The 20,526-nt window shown below is 32.2% G+C and carries 20 protein-coding genes; 18 read left to right on the forward strand and 2 right to left on the reverse strand.

The genetic code is table 11. The annotated features are described in order from the left end of the window. Window position 1 precedes the first annotated feature (1 nt). Window positions 2-751, forward strand: coding sequence for a head GIN domain-containing protein (locus Q1B05_RS02455; protein WP_299777174.1), 750 nt, complete (start codon window positions 2-4; stop codon window positions 749-751). Here Q1B05_RS02455 and gldA read toward each other — a convergent pair whose 3' ends face one another. Beyond that, on the reverse strand, window positions 752-1,648 hold the full coding sequence (gene gldA / locus Q1B05_RS02460; RefSeq protein ID WP_299777176.1) for a gliding motility-associated ABC transporter ATP-binding subunit GldA: 897 nt from the start codon (window positions 1,646-1,648) through the stop codon (window positions 752-754). It abuts the gene before it with no gap. Between the two features lie 288 nt (window positions 1,649-1,936). Between gldA and Q1B05_RS02465 the strand changes: the two genes are divergently transcribed. The 4 genes from Q1B05_RS02465 to Q1B05_RS02480 are packed head-to-tail and all read left to right on the forward strand — an operon-like array spanning window position 1,937 to window position 5,864. Continuing rightward, window positions 1,937-2,764, forward strand: coding sequence for a prephenate dehydratase (locus tag Q1B05_RS02465; RefSeq protein WP_299777178.1), 828 nt, complete (start codon window positions 1,937-1,939; stop codon window positions 2,762-2,764). Next, the gene (locus tag Q1B05_RS02470; protein WP_299777180.1) at window positions 2,761-3,909 is read left to right on the forward strand and encodes an aminotransferase class I/II-fold pyridoxal phosphate-dependent enzyme; all 1,149 of its coding nucleotides are present in this window, start codon (window positions 2,761-2,763) and stop codon (window positions 3,907-3,909) included. Before Q1B05_RS02465 ends, Q1B05_RS02470 begins: the two co-directional genes overlap by 4 nt. A gap of 6 nt (window positions 3,910-3,915) precedes the next feature. Further along, entirely contained in the window at window positions 3,916-4,767 is an 852-nt protein-coding gene (locus Q1B05_RS02475) for a prephenate dehydrogenase (RefSeq protein WP_299777182.1), read from the forward strand. Window positions 4,768-4,781: 14 nt separating this feature from the next. Next, window positions 4,782-5,864: a bifunctional 3-deoxy-7-phosphoheptulonate synthase/chorismate mutase type II gene (locus Q1B05_RS02480; RefSeq protein ID WP_299777184.1), complete on the forward strand. Its 1,083-nt coding sequence runs from the start codon at window positions 4,782-4,784 to the stop codon at window positions 5,862-5,864. 48 nt (window positions 5,865-5,912) lie between these two features. Here the strand turns inward: Q1B05_RS02480 and Q1B05_RS02485 are convergent, their stop codons facing one another. Continuing rightward, entirely contained in the window at window positions 5,913-6,362 is a 450-nt protein-coding gene (locus Q1B05_RS02485) for a hypothetical protein (protein ID WP_299777186.1), read from the reverse strand. Window positions 6,363-6,449: 87 nt separating this feature from the next. Between Q1B05_RS02485 and rsgA the strand changes: the two genes are divergently transcribed. From rsgA to Q1B05_RS02550, 13 genes are all read left to right on the forward strand, one after another. Next, the gene (gene rsgA / locus Q1B05_RS02490; RefSeq protein WP_299777188.1) at window positions 6,450-7,400 is read left to right on the forward strand and encodes a ribosome small subunit-dependent GTPase A; all 951 of its coding nucleotides are present in this window, start codon (window positions 6,450-6,452) and stop codon (window positions 7,398-7,400) included. A 12-nt stretch (window positions 7,401-7,412) separates the two neighbouring features. Next, complete coding sequence (gene dtd, locus Q1B05_RS02495) at window positions 7,413-7,865, forward strand: D-aminoacyl-tRNA deacylase (protein WP_299777190.1); 453 nt, start codon at window positions 7,413-7,415, stop codon at window positions 7,863-7,865. A gap of 64 nt (window positions 7,866-7,929) precedes the next feature. After that, a complete protein-coding gene (locus Q1B05_RS02500) occupies window positions 7,930-9,840 on the forward strand; it encodes a DUF3857 domain-containing protein (RefSeq protein WP_299777192.1) in 1,911 nt (636 codons plus the stop codon). 12 nt (window positions 9,841-9,852) lie between these two features. After that, window positions 9,853-11,892 carry a DUF3857 domain-containing protein gene (locus Q1B05_RS02505; protein WP_299777194.1) on the forward strand — a complete coding sequence of 680 codons (2,040 nt, stop codon included), beginning with the start codon at window positions 9,853-9,855 and terminating at the stop codon, window positions 11,890-11,892. 129 nt (window positions 11,893-12,021) lie between these two features. Beyond that, window positions 12,022-12,348 carry a nucleotide pyrophosphohydrolase gene (locus Q1B05_RS02510; protein ID WP_299777196.1) on the forward strand — a complete coding sequence of 109 codons (327 nt, stop codon included), beginning with the start codon at window positions 12,022-12,024 and terminating at the stop codon, window positions 12,346-12,348. Between the two features lie 6 nt (window positions 12,349-12,354). Next, window positions 12,355-13,590 (forward strand): 3-phosphoshikimate 1-carboxyvinyltransferase, encoded by a 1,236-nt coding sequence (locus Q1B05_RS02515; RefSeq protein ID WP_299777198.1) that lies wholly within the window; start codon window positions 12,355-12,357, stop codon window positions 13,588-13,590. Window positions 13,591-13,763: 173 nt separating this feature from the next. Continuing rightward, window positions 13,764-14,813: a tRNA preQ1(34) S-adenosylmethionine ribosyltransferase-isomerase QueA gene (gene queA / locus Q1B05_RS02520; protein ID WP_299777200.1), complete on the forward strand. Its 1,050-nt coding sequence runs from the start codon at window positions 13,764-13,766 to the stop codon at window positions 14,811-14,813. Window positions 14,814-14,927: 114 nt separating this feature from the next. Next, on the forward strand, window positions 14,928-15,968 hold the full coding sequence (gene rlmN, locus Q1B05_RS02525) for a 23S rRNA (adenine(2503)-C(2))-methyltransferase RlmN (RefSeq protein ID WP_299777202.1): 1,041 nt from the start codon (window positions 14,928-14,930) through the stop codon (window positions 15,966-15,968). A gap of 61 nt (window positions 15,969-16,029) precedes the next feature. After that, the gene (locus tag Q1B05_RS02530; protein WP_299777204.1) at window positions 16,030-16,968 is read left to right on the forward strand and encodes a TIGR01212 family radical SAM protein; all 939 of its coding nucleotides are present in this window, start codon (window positions 16,030-16,032) and stop codon (window positions 16,966-16,968) included. Between the two features lie 104 nt (window positions 16,969-17,072). Then, entirely contained in the window at window positions 17,073-18,050 is a 978-nt protein-coding gene (locus tag Q1B05_RS02535) for a polyprenyl synthetase family protein (RefSeq protein ID WP_299777206.1), read from the forward strand. Between the two features lie 54 nt (window positions 18,051-18,104). After that, a complete protein-coding gene (locus Q1B05_RS02540; protein WP_299777209.1) occupies window positions 18,105-18,680 on the forward strand; it encodes an RNA polymerase sigma factor in 576 nt (191 codons plus the stop codon). Next, on the forward strand, window positions 18,667-19,386 hold the full coding sequence (locus Q1B05_RS02545) for a hypothetical protein (protein ID WP_299777211.1): 720 nt from the start codon (window positions 18,667-18,669) through the stop codon (window positions 19,384-19,386). The genes Q1B05_RS02540 and Q1B05_RS02545 overlap by 14 nt, the downstream gene beginning before the upstream one ends. 45 nt (window positions 19,387-19,431) lie before the next feature. After that, window positions 19,432-20,523: a hypothetical protein gene (locus Q1B05_RS02550; protein WP_299777213.1), complete on the forward strand. Its 1,092-nt coding sequence runs from the start codon at window positions 19,432-19,434 to the stop codon at window positions 20,521-20,523. Window positions 20,524-20,526: the final 3 nt, after the last annotated feature.

The following is a 20,526-nucleotide window of genomic DNA, read 5'->3' on the forward strand; positions in this document are numbered from 1 at the left end:
GATGAAAAAAATAATAACCTTACTAGTAGTACTTGTTCTATGGGCATGCGATAGCGAAAGTGCTAACGATTGCTTTCAAACTTCAGGGAAAACCATTTCAAGAACGATAGCTATTGATGCTTTTAGTGGTGTTTTGGTAAATAGAAATATAGAATTAACCATAATACAGGGAGATGATTTAAAAGCGTATATTGAGACAGGTGAAAACTTAATGAACGATATTGTGGTTGAAGTTGTCGATGGGGAATTGCAGCTAACAGATAATAATACGTGTAATATAGTTAGAGATTACGATCCTACAAAAATTACAATTACAACACCAAACCTTGAACAAATTAGAAGTTCTACTCAGTTTGAAGTAAATTCTGAGGGGGTACTAACTTTTGATAAATTAGAACTGCTATCTGAAGATTTTAATGATTCTGAAAGTTTTAATGTTGGTGATTTTAGGTTAGAATTAGATGTTGAAGAGTTGAAAGTAGTTTCTAATAATATTTCTGTATTTTATATTTCTGGAGAAGCTAACGATTTAAGTGTTGGTTTTTATGCCGGATCAGGTCGTTTTGAAGGAGCAGATTTAATCGCAAATACAGTATATGTTTACCATAGAGGTAGTAACGATATTATTGTAAATCCACTAGAATCCTTAACCGGAGAACTTGTAAGTACTGGAGATTTAATAGCTAAGAATAGACCAGAAATTGTAGATGTTGATGTGTTATATAAAGGCGAATTACTATTTGAAGATTAATTAATCTTGTGTTAAGTCTCTAAATAACTCTTCTAAGCTTTCATTTTTCTTATTTAATTGGAGAATTTTCAATTCATTATCATGTGCGAAATCAAAGACTTTCGGGCGCATATCTTCAGTAGTAGAGAAGGTAATTTCATAAACAAAATCGTAAACATTTTTTACAGCTGTTACATGTGCTAGGCGAAGTAAAAAAGCATCTTCTACACGAAAATCAAATTCTACTACAATAACTTGAGCATTTCCTGTATGTAAATCTTTTAAGGTTTTATCTGCAACAATCTGCCCTTTGTTAATAATAATCACACGATCGCACATCGCTTCAACTTCTTGCATAATATGTGTAGAAAGAAATACGGTTTTTGTTTTTCCTATGCTCTTTATTAATTCACGAATAGATACTAATTGGTTTGGATCGAGACCTGTAGTAGGTTCGTCTAAAATTAAAACTTCAGGATCGTGTAGTAAAGCATTGGCTAAACCAACACGTTGGCGATATCCTTTAGATAATTGACCAATTTTTTTGTGTACTTCTGGAGTTAATCCGGTAAGTTCTATTACTTCAGCAATACGTTGTTTTGAAACTTTATAAATGTCTGCATTAAAAGTTAAATACTCTTTTACATACATATCTAAATATAACGGATTATGTTCTGGAAGATATCCTACACTTTGTTGTACTTGATTAGATTGTCTGCGAATATTAAACCCATTTACCTCAGCGTCACCAGATGAAGCATCTATATAAGTGGTTAAAATTTTCATCATTGTAGATTTTCCTGCTCCGTTAGGACCTAGAAAACCAACTATTTCGGGTTTTCCTACAGAAAAAGTTATATTATCTAAAGCTTTTTGTGTGCCATACACTTTAGTTAGCTGTTCTACCTTTATTGACATTTTGTAATAGTTTGTTCAAAAGTAAACATTATATAATTTATTTTAAGAATTACCTTGAAATCTTTAAAACTTTAAAGAGAATTTAAAATAAATAAATGAAACGTTTTGTAATGTAAAATTATTAATTACTTTAGTGCCAACGAAAAGCAATACATGCAAAATACAAGTTTCACATATTTTAATTTTTTCTATTTCTTTTTTAGCAGAAGGAACGAGGCATTGTATGTGTAATTTATAAATATAAATTTTAATATAAAGTCTCGATGAAAATCGAGACTTTTTTTATATATGGTAAAAACAGTTTCAATTCAAGGTATAAAGGGGTCATTCCATCATATTGTTGCAAAAACATATTTTGATAGCGATGTGGAAATCGATGAATGTATGTCTTTCGATACGGTAGTCGATAACCTTATTAATAAAAAAAGTGATGTAGCGGTAATGGCATTAGAGAATTCTATAGCGGGTTCAATTTTACCTAATTATGCATTGATTGATAAGTATAACCTTCATGTTATTGGGGAGTATTATTTAGATATTCAGCACAATTTAATGGCTTTTCCTGGTCAGACCATAGAAGGCATTAAAGAAGTACATTCTCACCCAATGGCTTTATTACAGTGTAAGGAATTTTTTAAAGATTATCCGCATATTAAACTTATTGAAGATAAGGATACTGCCGAAACTGCAGACCGTATCAATTCAAAAAAGTTACAAGGTGTTGCTGCTGTGGCTAGTAAAATTGCTGCCGAAATTTTTAATTTAGAAATTTTAGCAAAAAGTATACAAACCATAAAGGAAAATGAAACACGTTTTGTGATAGTAAAAACACAGAATTCTGTTATTGATGAATGTGATATTAATAAAGCGTCTTTACGATTTGAGTTAGAACACAAACGCGGAAGTTTAGCAAGTGTATTAAATGTATTAAGTGATTGTAGAATGAGTTTAACAAAAATTCAATCACTACCAAAAATAGAAACGCCTTGGAAATATGCCTTTTTTGTAGATGTAACTTTTGTGAAATATAAAAATTTCGAAAAAGCAAAAGCCATTTTAAACATCATGGCAAAAGAATTTAAAGTACTTGGCGAATATAAAAATGCAAAATTATGATTACTGTAGCAAACAGGTTACAAACGGTAGAAGAATATTACTTTTCTAAAAAATTAAGAGAAGTAAATGCTTTAAAAGCGAGTGGGAAACCGATTATAAATCTAGGAATAGGAAGTCCAGATTTAATGCCACCACAACGTGTAGTAGAAGCTATCACGGAAAGTTTTAAACAACCAAATGTACACCAATATCAAAGTTATCAGGGCTTGCCAGAATTACGTGAAGCAATGTGTGGTTTTTATAAATCACAATTTCATGTCGATGTAAATCCTGCGTCAGAAATTTTGCCTTTAATGGGAAGTAAAGAAGGTATTCTTCATATTTCTATGGCATTTTTAAATCCAGGCGATGAGGTTTTAATTCCTAATCCAGGATACCCAACCTATGCGTCGGTTACAAAATTAGTTGAAGCTTATGCTGTAACTTACGATTTAGATGAAACTAATGGTTGGTTACCCAATTTAGCAGCTTTAGAACAAAGAGACTTAAGTAAAGTGAAATTGATGTGGATTAACTATCCGCATATGCCAACAGGAGCAAATGCTACAGAAGAATTATATGAAGATTTGGTAGCTTTTGCAAAACGTAATCATATTTTAATTGTAAATGATAATCCGTATAGTTTTGTTTTAAACAACAACCCTAAAAGTATTTTAAGCGTTCCTGGAGCAAAAGACGTATGTGTAGAATTAAATTCGTTAAGTAAAACCTTTAATATGGCCGGTTGGCGTGTAGGTATGGTTTTAGGGAGTGCGGAACATATTAGTGCTATTCTAAAAGTGAAAAGTAATATGGATTCCGGAATGTTTTACGGTATTCAGAAAGGTGCTATTGAAGCTTTAAAAAGTACAGGCGAATGGTTTGAAAATTTGAATATAGCTTATCAAAAACGACGTGAATTGGTCTGGCAACTTGCAGATTTATTGGGGTGTACCTACGATAAAACAACATCGGGATTGTTTGTGTGGTCTAAATTACCAGTAGGTGTAGATGCAGAAGCATTTATTGATAAAATACTATATGATAAATCTATATTTATCACACCAGGAATCATTTTTGGAACTCAAGGGAAAGGATATATTCGCTTTTCATTATGCGCTTCAGAAGAAGATTTACAAGAGTCTATTAATCGTATTAAAAACTAAATATTTATGAACAACATTGTAGTAATAGGTATTGGTTTAATAGGAGGAAGTATTGTTAAGGACCTTAAAAAGGTTCATCCAGACACAAAAATAATAGGTGTAGATAAAAATGAAGATCATATTAATCAAGCTTTAGTTACTGGACTCATTGATGAGAAAGGAGACATAAATGCTGTTAAGAATGCAGATCTTGTAATCTTATCAATCCCTGTAGATGTATCTGTAAATTTACTTCCAGAGATTTTAGATTTAGTTTCAGACGATACTTTAGTGATAGATGTGGGGTCAACAAAATTAGATATTTGTACTAAAGTTGAACACCACATTAACAGAAGAAATTATTTAGCATGTCACCCTATTGCAGGAACAGAGTTTTCTGGACCTGAAGCAGCGATTAACGATTTGTTTAAAAATAAAACAAACATTATTTGCGAAGTAGAGCAAACAGCATTTAAGCTTCAAGAACGTGCTTTAACGGTGTTTTCAGATTTAGGAATGCGTATTCGTTATATGAATCCAGAATCTCATGATAAACATATTGCTTATGTATCTCATTTGTCGCATATTAGCTCCTTTATGTTAGGAAAAACAGTTATAGATAAAGAACGTAATGAACGCGATATATTTGATATGGCAGGAAGTGGATTTGCTTCTACGGTGCGTTTGGCTAAGAGTTCACCAAATATGTGGACAGCCATTTTTAAACAAAACAAAACAAACGTAATAGAGACGTTAGACGAGTATATAAATAACCTTAATCAATTTAAAATTTTATTAGAACAGGATGACTTTGAGGCTATTTTTGATGAGATGAAAAATACAAATCGAATTAAAGATATTTTAAAAGGAATTGCTTAAACAGTAGTAACATTATGGAAAACAAGAAAGAATTAAGAACCTGGTTAGACGATTTACAATTAGATCACCCTTTAGTAATTGCAGGTCCTTGTAGTGCAGAAACAGAAGAACAAGTATTAAAAATTGCACACGAGTTAAAAGATACCGATGTAAGTTATTTTAGAGCGGGAATTTGGAAACCAAGAACTAGACCAGGAATGTTTGAAGGTGTTGGTGCTTTAGGCTTAAAATGGTTACAACGTGTTAAGGCTGAAACCGGAATGAAAACAGCTACAGAAGTTGCAAATGCTGCACACGTAAAGTTAGCTTTAGAACATGATGTAGATTTATTATGGATTGGAGCACGTTCTACGGTTAGTCCGTTTATTGTACAAGAAATTGCAGATGCTTTAGAAGGTACAGATAAAATTGTATTGATAAAAAATCCAGTAAACCCAGATTTAGCATTGTGGCTTGGGGCAGTAGAGCGTTTGGCAACTGCAAATATCAAGAAATTAGGAGTTATTCATAGAGGGTTTTCAACTTACGAGAAAACAAAATATAGAAATAATCCAGAATGGCAATTAGCTATTGAATTACAATCTAAATTTCCTGATTTACCAATAATTAACGATCCTTCTCATATTACAGGGAAACGTGATATGATTTTTGATGTATCTCAAAAAGCTTTAGATTTAAACTTTGATGGATTAATGATTGAAACACATTTCGATCCTGAAAATGCTTGGAGTGATGCTGCTCAGCAAGTTACACCTTCTGTTTTAGTTCAGATTATGAAAGATCTTAAAATTAGAAAAGAGACAGATCAAGAAGCAGAATATAATAATGCATTAAATAATTTAAGAGCAAATATAGATGTAATTGATCATCAAATCATTGAGCTTTTAGGAAAACGTATGAATGTTGTAGATGGTATTGGGACTTTAAAACGTCAGAAAAACGTATCTATTTTACAAAGTAAACGTTGGAACGAGATTTTAGGAGCTATGGTTTTAGAAGGTCAAGATCATGGTTTAAGTGAAGAATTTATCTTAAAGATGTTTAAAGCGATTCACCAAGAATCTATCAATCATCAAGAAAAAATCATCAAGAAATAAATTTTATAATAAAACAAAAGGCTCATATTTATGAGCCTTTTGTTTTATTTATTTTGTTCGTTTAAAGATATATCGGGTTATAAATATACCTTGGCCATCATTTGTTCCAGAATCACTTTCTACAGCACTTGTAACAAAAGCTAATTCCCAGCCAGCTGCTGTCATAGTGTTTATTTTAGAACTCACTAAAACATCGTTTGATGCAATATTTTGAAAACGAATACCTCCAATATTATAAAAATTTAGAAGTTTAGTTTCTTCATAATTTTTAACGCGTAAGTCACTTCTTTTAGATTTATTTCTGTTATTATCTTCTTCTGTTTGTTTTGTTGTATAATTTTCAAAGTCTCTTTCTTCTTCAGATGAAATTAGTCTTGATCTCCCTAGTCCATTAGGTACAATAGATTCTATAGAGGTAATTATTTTGTATTCTACTTGAGCATTAATTTCATTCAAGCCAATGAAAAACAGTGTGATAAAAAGTAGCTTTTTAATCATCTTAATGGGTTTTTAAATTAAAAAAGCTAATATAAATATTCTGGTTAGACCTAAATTTATTTTTTTACTTTACTTTTGACGATAATTATGACAGGAACAGTATATAAATCAACAGGAAGCTGGTACACCGTAAAATCACATACAGGTGATATTTACGACTGCCGAATAAAAGGTAAATTCAGACTTAAAGGTATTAAAAGTACCAACCCAATTGCTGTTGGAGACATAGTCGATTTTGAAGTAGAAACTCTTGATAATGTCACTACGGGAGTTATACACCATATTCACGATAGAAAGAATTATATTGTTCGTAAATCTGTAAATTTATCTAAGCAAACGCACATTATTGCAGCTAATATAGATCAGGTTTTTTTGTTAATTACCATTAATAATCCACCAACACTTACCAGTTTTATAGATCGTTTTTTGGTTACTGCCGAAGCATATTCTATTAAAACAGTTTTACTTTTTAATAAGATTGATGTGTATGATGCGGATACGATTCTAGAAGTACGTTATTTAGCTTCAATTTACAGAGCAATAGGTTACGAATGTATCGGTATTTCTGCCGAAACTGGTAAAAATATTGATAAAGTAAAAAATTTAATGCTAGGAAAAGTGAGCATGTTTGCTGGACATTCTGGGGTAGGAAAATCGACGTTAGTAAACGCCTTAGAGCCTACTTTAGATTTAAAGACAAAAGCCATTTCTAGTCAGCATATGCAAGGGCAACATACAACAACTTTTGCCGAAATGTTCGACCTAAGTTTCGATGCCAGAATTATAGACACTCCAGGTATTAAAGGCTTTGGAGTTGTAGATATGGAAAAAGAAGAAATAGGAGATTATTTTCCTGAATTTTTCGCCTTAAAACAAGATTGTAAGTTTAATAATTGTCTCCATATTGAAGAGCCTAAATGTGCTGTAAAAGCGGCTTTAGATCGTGATGAAATTGCTTTTTCACGTTACAGAAGTTACGTACAAATTATAGAAGGCGAAGACGAACATTATCGTACAGATATTTGGGATAAAGACTAAGACCTTTTTTTTATGAAAGTAGTCATTCAACGCGTATCAAAAGCAAGTGTAACTATTGAAGGAGAGTGTGTTGCTAAAATACAACAGGGGCTTTTAATTCTTTTAGGTATTGTAAACAATGATACTCAAGAAGACATTTTATGGTTGTCTAAAAAAATAGCAAATCTCCGTATTTTTGAAGATGAAAATGGTGTTATGAATACGTCTATTCTTGATGCAAAAGGAGAAGCTATAGTCGTTAGCCAGTTTACACTTCACGCAGCTACAAAAAAAGGAAATAGACCAAGTTATATTAAAGCCGCAAAACCGGATGTTTCTATCCCTTTATATAATGCATTTGTAACTCAATTAGAGAAAGATTTAGACAATAAGGTTCAAACAGGAAGGTTTGGTGCGGATATGAAAGTTGAGCTCTTAAACGATGGCCCTGTAACTTTAATTATAGATACCAAGAATAAAGAGTAATTGTTGAGTTTTTAATTTTGTTTAACATAAATTTATGTTAAATTTAGTGAGCCAACTTAACCTAATGATGTATTTAAAATCCTATTTGGGTATATTTATTTTATGCCTAACAACGAACGTATTTGCCCAAACAAATTTTAGTTCTAATATTCTCGAAAAAGCAACTATTGGAAAGAATGCGAATGCATTAGTGAAAACTAATGAAGTAGAAATTCACATTCAAGCTTACAATAAAATGCTTGTAAAATCTCATCGTACAGTAACTATTTATAACGAAACAGGCGACTCTAAAGGTCAGGCCTACGAGTATTATGATGAGACAACTAAAATAAAAACATTAGAAGCTACAGTTTACAATGCCAAAGGCGAAAAGATTAAACGTTATAAAGAAAAAGATTTTCTGGATGTTGCTGCTGTAGATGGTATTTCTATCTATAATGATAATAGAGTAAAGTATTTAAAATATGCAGCTATAGATTACCCGTATACTATTGATTATATCTCTGAGGTAGAACATAAAATGACCGCATTTATTCCTAGTTGGTCTCCCTTAGAAGGGCATTATACAGGCGTAAAAAAATCCTCTTATCAAATTTTTAACGAAACAGATATTCCTTTAGCAGTTAAGGAAGAACATTTGGAAGATTATAATATCAAGAAAGTAGGAGATTACCATTATGTAGCAGAAGATTTATTAGCAATAAAACCCGAAGCTTTAAGTCCAGAATTTCATGCCTATGCACCACGTGTAAAAGTAGCAATGCAAACTTTCGATATGAAAGGAATACAAGGTGTAAACACCAGTTGGAATGATTTTGGAAAATGGATGTATAATAATTTATTAGTAGATACAAGAACACTTCCGGAATCTGTGAAAACTGAAATAAAGGCACTTACCAAAGATGCATCTTCAGATATCGAGAAAGCTAAAATTGTGTACGAATATCTTCAAGTAAAAACGCGATATATAAGTGTTCAAGTGGGTATTGGCGGATGGAAACCTATGTTAGCAGAAGATGTGGATCGTTTAAGTTACGGCGATTGTAAAGGGCTTTCCAATTACACAAAAGCATTGTTAGATGTGGTTGGTGTGCCATCGTATTATGCCGTGATTTATGGCGGAAAAAATATTAGAAATTTTGATCGTGAATTTTCAGCAACCGAAGGAAATCATGCTGTGTTAACCATTCCTAATGGAGACAATTACATTTGGCTAGAGTGTACAAGCCAAAAAACACCATTTGGTTACGTTGCTAACTTTACAGACGATAGAGATGCCTTAGTTATTACACCAGAAGGCGGTAAAATTATACACACTACAGTTTACGAAACCTCAGAGAATGTATTAGCAACATCTGCAGAAATCAATTTAAATTTAAAAGGAGGTTTTTCCAGTCAGGTAGAAATGAAATCTTATGGTTCACAATACCGAGGTAGTGATGGTTTAGAAGAAGACCCTGAAAAAGACCAAAAACTAAGGTTTAAAAACATGTGGGATAATGTAAATGATTTGGTTGTAGAGTCATTTCAATTTACAAATGATAAAAACGAAGTCGTTTTTACAGAAAACGTAAAAGTATCGGCTAAATTGTATGCGTCAAAAACAGGAAATAGATTGCTTCTAGTACCCAATATTTTTAATAAACTATCACATATTCCACCACGTTATTCTAAACGAACTATGTCTGTAGAAATAGATAGAGGTTTTTTAGATCAAGATGAGTATGTGTTTCATTTAGAAAAAGGGTTGCAAGTAGAAGCGTTACAACCTCCAATTTCAATTGAAACTAAATTTGGCTCTTATGCCATATCGATAGAAGATTTAGGAGATGGAAAATTACGTTATAAACGAAAATTGAAACTTGAAAAAGGAACCTATCCTAAAGAAGATTATAAAGCCTATAGAGACTTCTGGGTTTCTATTTCAAAGTACGATAATTCTAAAGTTGTACTACAAACTAAAACGACTAACTAAATACTCAAATTAATGAAAAAAGTATTCAGCCTACTATGTTTACTAATAGTCTCTTATACCTATGCACAAGACTATAAATTCGGTAAAATTTCAAAAAAAGAACTTTTAGAAACATCAAACCCTAAAGATTCAGAAGCACATGCCACTATTTTGTTTGTAAAAGAAGAAGTCCATTTTCAATATACAGATAACGAAGGTTTCATAGTGGTTAAAGAGGTTCATAAACGAATAAAAATTTATGATAAAGAAGGTGTAGATTGGGCAACAGAAATTGTTCCTTTTTACGATAATGGTACTTCTAATGTAGAAGATTTGTCAGAGTTAAAAGGATATACTTATTATCTTAAGGATGGTAAAATTGAAAAAGATAAACTAGATAAAGACAATGTTTTTAAAGAAGAAACAAATCAATATTGGGGGCAACTTAAATTCACCATGCCAAACATTACAGATGGTTGCATTGTGGAATTTAAATACAGAAAAGAATCTCCTTTCATCGCTGTAGACGATATAGATTTGCAGTACGATATACCTGTTAAAAAATTAGAGTTTAATGCCCGTATTCCTGAATATTTTTACTTTAATAAATATTTAAATCCTAAAGCAAAATATGCTGTAAGAATTACCGAAAGCGAAAGAAATAGAGTAGAAAACCTTACTTCTAGTCAACGTTCTGGAGGCGGAGGTTTCTCGAATACGAAAACAAGTTTTGAGAATTCTAAATGGGAATTTAAAGAAACTGAATATAAAGTAGATTTAGAAGATGTTCCTGCATTGAAAGAAGAACCATATGTAGATAATATGGATGTATATCGTGCAACTATTAAATGGGAATATGCCATGTACAATGGTCCAGATCGATCTGTTAAAAAATATTCTACAGACTGGGAAAGTGTGATTAAAACAATTTACGATAATAGTAGTTTTGGGGGTCAATTATCTAAAACAGGTTATTTTGAAAAAGATATTGATGCACTTCTTGTAAATGTTAGCGATAATACAGAACGTATTTCTTTAATCTACAATTTTGTAAAATCGAAAGTCGCTTGGAATGAGTTTTTAGGCCATTATGCAGAGAATGGTGTTAAAAAAGCATATAACGAAGGTTCAGGGAACGTAGGAGACATTAATTTAATGTTAACAGCCATGTTGCGTTATGCGGGTTTGAATGCAAATCCAGTACTTATTAGTACAAAAAGTAATGGTATCCCTTTATATCCAACACGAAACGGATTTAATTATGTTATTTCGGCAGTTGAAATAACAAACGGTATTATCCTTTTAGATGCTTCAGATCGTTATTCTATGCCAAATGTACTGCCTTCTCGAGCTATCAATTGGCAAGGACGTATTGTACGCGAACATGGAAGTTCTGCATGGATAGATTTAATGAATCCAGTGTCTGGTGAAGAGAATTACACGCTTCAATATAAAATAAATCCAGATTTTAGTATTGACGGTCGTGTGTTTGTTCAACTAAAAAATTCAGAAGCCATGTCTTTTCGAGCCAAGTATAGTAATATGGGAGACGATGAACGTTTACGAGGTTTAGAAAAAGACAAAGGAGAAATAGAGATTTCTGATTATGTTGTAAAAAATGAAGACGATTTAGGCAATCCAAGTATTCAATATTCATATACTTATGCATTAGAAAATGCAGTGGAATCCATTGGAAATCAGTTTTACATTTCTCCAATGTTATTTTATGCAACTACAGAAAATAGTTTTAAACAAGAAACACGAGATTATCCGTTAGATTTTACGTATCCAAATACTTATAATTATAATGTTTCTATCATGTTACCTGATGGTTATGAGGTAGAAACTTTGCCTAAAAGTACTAAAGTAAGATTTAATGGTGAAGAAGGAGAGTTTAGTTATCTATCCTCCGTATCTGCTAATATGGTTGTATTAAAAGTGAGTTTTAAACTTAATCGTTCTTTTGTAATTGCTAGTGATTACGACCAGTTTAAACAGTTTTATGGTATGATGGTACAAAAGGAAACAGAAAAAATGGTATTGGTTAAAAGTAGCCCAAAAGGAACAGAATAAGTTTTTTGTTTTTTTAAGTTTAAAAAAAATAAAATAGTAATTTTACATTATAAAGTAAACAAGTCGTCAAGTCTTTATGCTTTTTTATAAAGCTTAAGTACTTGACGATTTTATATAAAATAGTTACAAATGAATATTGAAGATGCACAATTAGCCGTAGATTCTTGGATTAAAGAGCATGGTGTTCGCTATTTTAACGAACTTACTAATATGGCACAACTTACAGAAGAAGTAGGAGAAGTGGCTAGAATTATAGCAAGACGTTATGGAGAGCAAAGTGAAAAAGAAAGTGATAAAAATAAAGATTTAGGCGAAGAATTAGCTGATGTTGTTTTTGTTGTTTTATGTTTGGCAAACCAAACCGGAATTAATTTACAGGAGGCGTTCGATAAGAAAATGGATGTAAAAACGAAACGCGATCACGATAGGCATCACAATAATAAAAAATTAAAATAGTACACCATGAATATCACTTTAGAACAGTCTGAAATCATACAAAAGCCATTAAACGTAACCATTACAGGGTCTAAAAGTGAGTCTAATCGCTTATTGGTTTTACAAGCTTTATTTCCGAATATTTCTTTAGAAAATGTGTCGAACTCTGATGATTCAGATGTCATGCAAATGGCTTTAAAATCAGAAGAAGATATTGTAGATATTCATCATGCAGGAACAACCATGCGTTTTCTTACCGCTTATTTTTCAAGTTGCGAAGGCAAATCTGTAACATTAACAGGGTCTAAACGTATGAAAGAGCGACCTATTAAAATTCTAGTCGATGCACTACGCGATTTAGGAGCAGATATTTCTTATGTAGAAAACGATGGGTATCCACCAATAAAAATTTTAGGTAAAAAAATTACTCAAAACGAAGTTACACTTAAGGCTAATGTTAGTAGTCAGTATATTTCAGCATTACTTTTAATTGGATCGTCTTTAGAAAATGGTTTAAAACTGACTCTAGACGGAGAAATAACTTCGGTGCCTTATATTAAAATGACATTGAATTTGTTACATCAATTAGGTATTGATGCAGAATTTATAGGTCAAACCATTACTGTGCAACCAAAAACAGAAGCAGTTGCAAAACAAACATTAACTGTAGAGAGCGATTGGTCTTCGGCATCATATTTCTTTAGTATAGTTGCTTTAAGTCCTGTTGGGACTACAATTACATTGTCTGCATATAAAGAAACATCACTGCAAGGCGATTCCGTTTTAGCTAATATATACAAGCAGTTTGGTGTAGAAACAATATTTAATAACAATACTATTACCCTTAAAAAGGTTAAAGAGGTTTCCAAAGATACCGTTATAACACTCGATTTAGTAAATGCTCCAGATATTGCACAAACTATTGTTGTAACTTGTTTTTGTTTAGGTATGTCTTGTACATTGTCGGGTTTACATACTTTAAAAATTAAAGAAACAGACAGGTTAGAAGCCTTAAAAACTGAAATTGGTAAGTTAGGAGGTCAGGTTCATGTTACCGATAAAACACTTGTTTTAGAATCTTCAGACCATATAAATCAAGATATCGCGATCGATACGTATAACGATCATAGAATGGCAATGGCATTTGCGCCATTAGCTTTATGTGCTAAAATGCGTGTAAATAATGCCGAAGTTGTGTCAAAATCATACCCAGAATTCTGGTCCGATTTGAAAAAAATAGGTTTTAAGGTCAAAGAAAACTAAAATTTACAGTAAATAAAGCCGATTCTCACTAGGATTTGTTAATTAAATCAATAATAAATAGCGATTTACTTGACAAGGCCTATGCTCAGATTGTATATTTGCGTTTCCTTTTAACAATATTGTGTAATTATAACATTCTAATTCCGCAGTATTTAAAACAAAAATATCAGAACATGAAATTATCACATTTTAATTTTAACCTGCCAGATGAATTATTAGCGGAAGACCCATCAGAGAATAGAGATGAGTCGCGTTTAATGGTTTTGGATAGAAAAAATCAAACTATTGAACACAAAAAGTTTAAAGACATCATTGATTATTTTGATGAGGATGATGTGATGATTCTTAATGATACTAAAGTCTTTCCTGCACGTTTATTCGGAAACAAAGAAAAAACAGGTGCGCGTATCGAAGTGTTTTTACTTAGAGAATTAAACGAAGAACAACGCCTTTGGGATGTTTTAGTAGATCCTGCTCGTAAAATTAGAATTGGTAATAAATTATACTTTGGTGATGACGATACGTTAGTTGCAGAAGTTATTGATAACACAACATCTAGAGGGCGTACATTACGTTTTTTATATGATGGTTCTTATACAGAATTTAGAAACAAACTAAAAATATTAGGCGAAACTCCACTTCCAAAATATATTAAACGAGAAGTAAAGCCAGAAGATGAAGAGCGTTACCAAACTATTTATGCTAAAAATGAAGGTGCAGTTGCAGCTCCTACAGCTGGATTACACTTCTCTAAACACTTGCTTAAGCGTTTAGAAATTAAAGGTGTGAAATTTGCAGATGTTACTTTGCATGTTGGATTAGGAACTTTTAATCCTGTAGAAGTAGAAGATTTATCTAAGCATAAAATGGATAGCGAAGAAGCTATTATCGAAGAAAAAGCAGTAAACATAATCAATACAGGAATTAAAGAAAAGAGACGTGTTTGTGCTGTAGGAACAACATCTATGCGTGCTATTGAAAGTTCTGTATCTTCTCATGGTACGTTAAACGAATTTAACGGTTGGACAAATAAATTTATTTTTCCTCCTTACGATTTTAGTATTGCGAATTGTATGATTACAAATTTCCATACACCAAAATCTACACTTTTAATGATGGTTTCAGCTTTTGCTGGTCACGATTTTATTAAACGTGCTTATGAAGAGGCTGTAAAAGAAGGTTATAAGTTTTATAGCTATGGAGATGCCATGTTAATTATATAAGCTTAACAACTTACAAAATACATTAAAGCCTTGTTTATCAAGGCTTTTTTTATAGCTTTAAAAAGCTGAGATAGCAGAATATGCTAATTACATTTTAATTATTTTTGCAGTATTATGGCAAACAAAAAAAAGGACGTTAGGGCGTTAACAAAGGAACAACTTCGAGATTTTTTTGAATCCCAAGGCGATAAAGCTTTTCGAGGAAATCAGGTTTACGAATGGTTATGGAGTAAAGGCGCTCATCATTTCGACGATATGACAAATATCTCGAAAGAGACACGACAAATGTTAGAAGAGCACTTTGTAATTAATCATATAAAAGTAGATACCATGCAACGTAGTAGTGATGGTACTGTTAAAAATGCTGTACAATTACATGATGGTTTGGTTGTCGAGTCTGTTTTAATTCCAACAAAAACAAGAACTACAGCTTGTGTATCTAGTCAAGTAGGCTGTAGTTTAGATTGTCGTTTTTGTGCTACTTCCCGTTTAAAACGTATGCGTAATTTAAATCCTGACGAAATTTACGATCAAGTTGTTGCTATAGACAATCAAAGTCGTTTGTATCAAGACAGGCCGCTAAGCAATATTGTGTTTATGGGTATGGGCGAACCGCTTATGAACTATAATAACGTTGTTAAGGCTATCGATAAGATTACAGATGTAGAAGGTTTAGCGATGTCGCCAAGACGTATTACAGTGTCTACTTCTGGCGTGCCAAAAATGATACGAAAAATGGCAGACGATGCCGTGAAATTTAAATTAGCCGTGTCTTTGCATTCTGCAATAGATGAGGTTAGAACATCAATTATGCCATTTAATGAAACCTTCCCTTTAGCCGATTTAAGAAGTGCTTTAGAGTATTGGTTTAGTAAAACTAAAAGTAGAATTACTTACGAATATGTAGTTTGGAAAGGTATTAATGATAAGCGAAAAGATGTTGAAGCTTTGGTGCAATTTTGCAAGTTTGCACCAAGTAAAGTGAATTTAATTGAATATAACCCTATTGATGATGGGGAGTTTCAACAAGCTCAAGACGAGGCTATAAATATGTATGTAAAAATCCTTGAAGCCAACAATATTACCGTAACTATTAGACGTTCTAGAGGTAAAGATATAGATGCTGCTTGTGGGCAACTTGCTAATAAAAGTTAGTATTAAAATTGTGTTTCAAAATTAAAAATAATAAAATTAAAGCTTTTAAAATTAAATAATCATGACATATGCTTGGGGACATGAGAAACGGTATAATGATTACAGTTCCTATATAAAAACAAAATTTAAAGAACGTGTCCAAAAAGTCTCTGTAGATGCTGGGTTTTCTTGTCCAAATCGAGATGGAAGTAAAGGTTATGGTGGCTGTACATTTTGCAATAATTCCACGTTTAATCCTGCATATTGTAGTGAAGATCATTCTATAACAAGTCAGATAAATACTGGAATTGGTTTTTTTGCTAAGAAATATAAAACACAAAAATACTTAGCTTATTTTCAAGCATACAGTAATACGTACGAAAGTTTAGATGTACTTAAAAAACGGTACGAAGAAGCGCTGTTACACCCCAAAATAATTGGTTTGGTTATTGGTACACGTCCAGATTGTATAAGTGATGAGCTTTTAGAGTATTTAGCCAATTTAAGCCAGCAATTTTATGTTACTATAGAATATGGTATCGAGTCTACAAACAATGCAACACTTCAATATATTAATCGAGGGCATGATTATCAAACAAGTGTAGTCGCTATAAAAAAAACGCATGAAGCTGGTATTAATGTGGGAGCCCATTTAATCTTAGGGCTTCCAGGAGAAACGAAAGCCGATATTTTAGAGCATGCTAAAGAAATGTCTAAATTACCTTTAAATTTCTTAAAGCTTCATCAATTACAATTGGTTAAGGGATCTATTATGGGCGAACGCTATTTAAAAGGATTAGATGAAATTAATTTGTACACTGCAGAAGCATATATAGATTTAACCATAGATTTTATTGAAGTACTTAATCCTAATATCGTTTTAGAGCGATTTGTGAGTCAATCTCCAAAAGAATTTTTAATCGCACCCAAATGGAATTTAAAGAATTTTGAATTTGTAGATAAAGTAAACAAACAATTACAAGAACGAAATACGTGGCAAGGCAAATTGTATAACATCTAAGAAGAGTAGCTATTCACAGTTTTTTATTTCAGACCGCTTTAAAAATAGTTTATAACGCACTTTTTTATTAGGTTTGTACAGCTAATAATCCCTAATAATTCTAGTTGAAAATAGTAGAGCAAATAAAGCAACCTATTGCTTACGAAATGGAACTTTTTGAACAGAAGTTCTTACTTTCCATGTCTTCTAAAGTCGCTTTACTTAATAGAATAACCCACTATATTGTAAATAGAAAAGGAAAACAAATGCGACCTATGTTTGTGTTTTTGGTTTCTAAAATGGTGTCTAATGGCGAGGTTAGCGAGCGTACATATAGAGGTGCTTCTGTTATAGAATTAATTCATACGGCCACTTTAGTGCACGACGATGTGGTTGATGACAGTAATAGACGTCGTGGTTTTTTTTCTATAAATGCCCTTTGGAAAAATAAAATCGCTGTACTTGTTGGCGATTATTTGCTGTCTAAAGGTTTATTGTTATCTATTGATAATAATGATTTCGATTTACTTAAAATTATTTCAATCGCTGTTCGTGAGATGAGTGAAGGTGAGTTGCTTCAAATCGAAAAAGCACGTCAGTTAGATATTACCGAAGCGGTGTACTATGAAATTATTCGTCAGAAAACAGCAACTTTAATTGCTGCATGTTGTAGTTTGGGTGCAGCATCTGTAAAACCAGAATCTACACATGTAGAAACCATGCGTAAATTTGGTGAGCTTATAGGTATGGCATTTCAAATTAAAGATGATTTATTCGATTACGGCCAAGAAAAAATTGGTAAACCTACCGGAATAGATATTAAAGAACAAAAAATGACACTTCCTCTTATTCATGTTCTTAATACAGTATCTAAAAAAGATAATAAGTGGTTAATTAATTCTATTAAAAACCACAACAAAGATGCCAAGCGCGTTAAAGAGGTTATTGCTTTTGTAAAAGATCATGGCGGTTTAGATTATGCCGTTACAAAAATGAAAGCATTTCAAGAAGAAGCTTTAAAAATGTTGGAACCTTACCCCGAATCTGCATACAAATCATCGTTAATTTTAATGGTGAATTATGTTATCGATAGAAAAAAATAAAATCTTCAGGCAACCTTTCATATCGTTTTTGCGTCTTTATAAATAGAAGACCAAATGAAACCGTTTTTGAAAGTTATACAATTACATAAAAACCAAGATCTGCTTATAAAAAAAGCGTGTCAAAACAATCGCGAAGCACAGCAAGTCTTGTTCGATACGCATGCACCCAAAATGCTAAGCGTTTGCAGATACTATATTAAAGACATGCAGCATGCAGAAGAAGCGATGCTAAATGGTTTTTTAAAAGTATTTACACAATTAAAAACTTTCGAAAACAAAGGCTCTTTTGAAGGCTGGATTCGTAGAATCATGGTCCGCGAGTCTATTTCATTTTTAAGACAGAAAAAGCAAATTATTTTTGTTGAAGTTGAAGACGATACAACAGAAGCTTCTCCACTTTGTAGTGAAGGACATTTAGCTGTAGACGACATTCAAAATCTAATAGATAATTTACCCGAAGGTTACAGAATGGTATTTGTAATGTATGCTGTTGAAGGCTACAAGCATCATGAAATAGCCACCTTACTTAAAATTTCTGAAGGAACTTCTAAATCGCAATTGTATAAAGCAAGACAGTTGCTTCAACAGCAGTTAAATGCACTTAATTCTAATAGTTATGGCATCAAATAATATCGAAACCAATATAAAGAATAGTCTGGAGAAACGTCGATTACAGCCGTCTGCTCAAGCTTGGAATCAATTGCAATCACAATTAGATGCTCAGGAAAGTACGCATTCATTTAAACCCTATTGGTTTATGGCAATTGCAGCTAGCTTTATAGGTGTTTTATTACTTAGTACTTGGATGTTTAAGTCGAATACTAACACAGATCTACAAGTTGTAGATGTAGAAATTCCTGTAGAAAAAACAGAAGTTGTGATAGATTCTTCTACTTCAAGTTTAGAAGAGGTTATCGTGTCGCTCCCAAAAGATGAGGTTGTAAAAACTTCAAAAGAAAATGGTACTCTTAAAGCCGTTTCTTTAAATAAAAACAGAAAAAAAACTCATACTATAGTTGAGACTTTAAATCCAAAGGAGGAGACTAAAGCATTAGGAAAATTAAATTCTACACTAGAAGATACGTTGTCTAATTCTGCTTTAGCACAGCAAGAACAAGCTGTCAGTAACGATTATATCGAAGACTTATTACAACAAGCAGAGCAGCAAATTAGTTCTGAAAAAGCATTAAAAGTAAGTCAGCAAACAGTAGATTCGAAAGCGCTTTTAGAAAGTGTAGAAAACGATATCGAGCATAGTTTTAGGGATAAAGTTTTCGAAGCTGTAAAATCAGGCTTTGTAAAGGTTAAAACTGCTGTTGTAGAACGTAACGATTAACACATTTCATCAAAATCAATCATTATTAATCAAAAAACGAACATTATGAACATCATTACCAAATTAACAATTACACTCACCTTAATTTTAGCATCACAAGTAAGTGTTGCTCAAGAAATAGAGGTGAAAGATTCTCTAAACCCAGAACGTATTCAGGTTTTAAAAACGCAAAAGGAAACTATTAGAAATGAAGAAAAAGAGTTGTTAAGACAGGACGTTGAAGCTATTAACGATAAAGTTGATGCGGATTATATTACTGTTGAAGAGGGGGAAATCTTGAAACAAGAAATTGCTAAAAAACGTGCTTTAAACATTGAAAACCGTATAGCTATAATCGATAATAAAATCGATTTACAGGAACGCAATACAGAGTCTTATAGTTTTGGGGACGACGGACAAATTGTAATCCGAATAGGGAAGGATTCCGATAGTGATAGGTCTAGCGAACAAACGTCTATTTATATAGGGTCTAAAACAAAAGCTGTTCCAGTATACGATAAACGCACCACTAGCGATTTAGTTTTTGCTATTGGGTTTAATAATGCACTAATTGAAGGAGAAAGTTTAAACGATTCGCCTTATAAGCTTGGTGGTTCTGGATTTGTAGAATTAGGTTGGGCTTGGAAAACACGGGTTTTTGAAAATTCTAATGCATTGCGATTAAAATATGGATTCTCTTTTCAGTGGAATAAATTAGATATAAAAGATAATATGTATTTTAGGGAAGAAGGTAACCAAGTGGTTTTTGAAGAATACCCTTATAACGTGAGAAAATCAAAATTTAGAACAACTAATTTAGTATTTCCTGTACATTTTGAATTTGGACCATCTAAGAAAATTGAAAAAGAAGATTATTTTAGATATTCTACACACAAAAAATTTAAATTCGGAATAGGAGGTTATGGTGGAATTAATATTTCATCACTTCAAAAAGTGAAATATAAAGAAGATGGAAGTAATCAGAAAAAGAAATATAAAGATTACGATGCTGTAAATAGTTTTGTGTACGGTGTTAGTAGTTATGTGTCTTTGGGTAGTGTTGGGTTGTATGTTAAATACGATTTGTCTCCTATATTTAAACACCAAGAATTCGACCAAAATAATATATCTGTAGGCTTACGTTTCGATATGGATTAAATA

This window comes from uncultured Formosa sp., assembly GCF_947500765.1.
GTDB lineage: Bacteria > Bacteroidota > Bacteroidia > Flavobacteriales > Flavobacteriaceae > Formosa.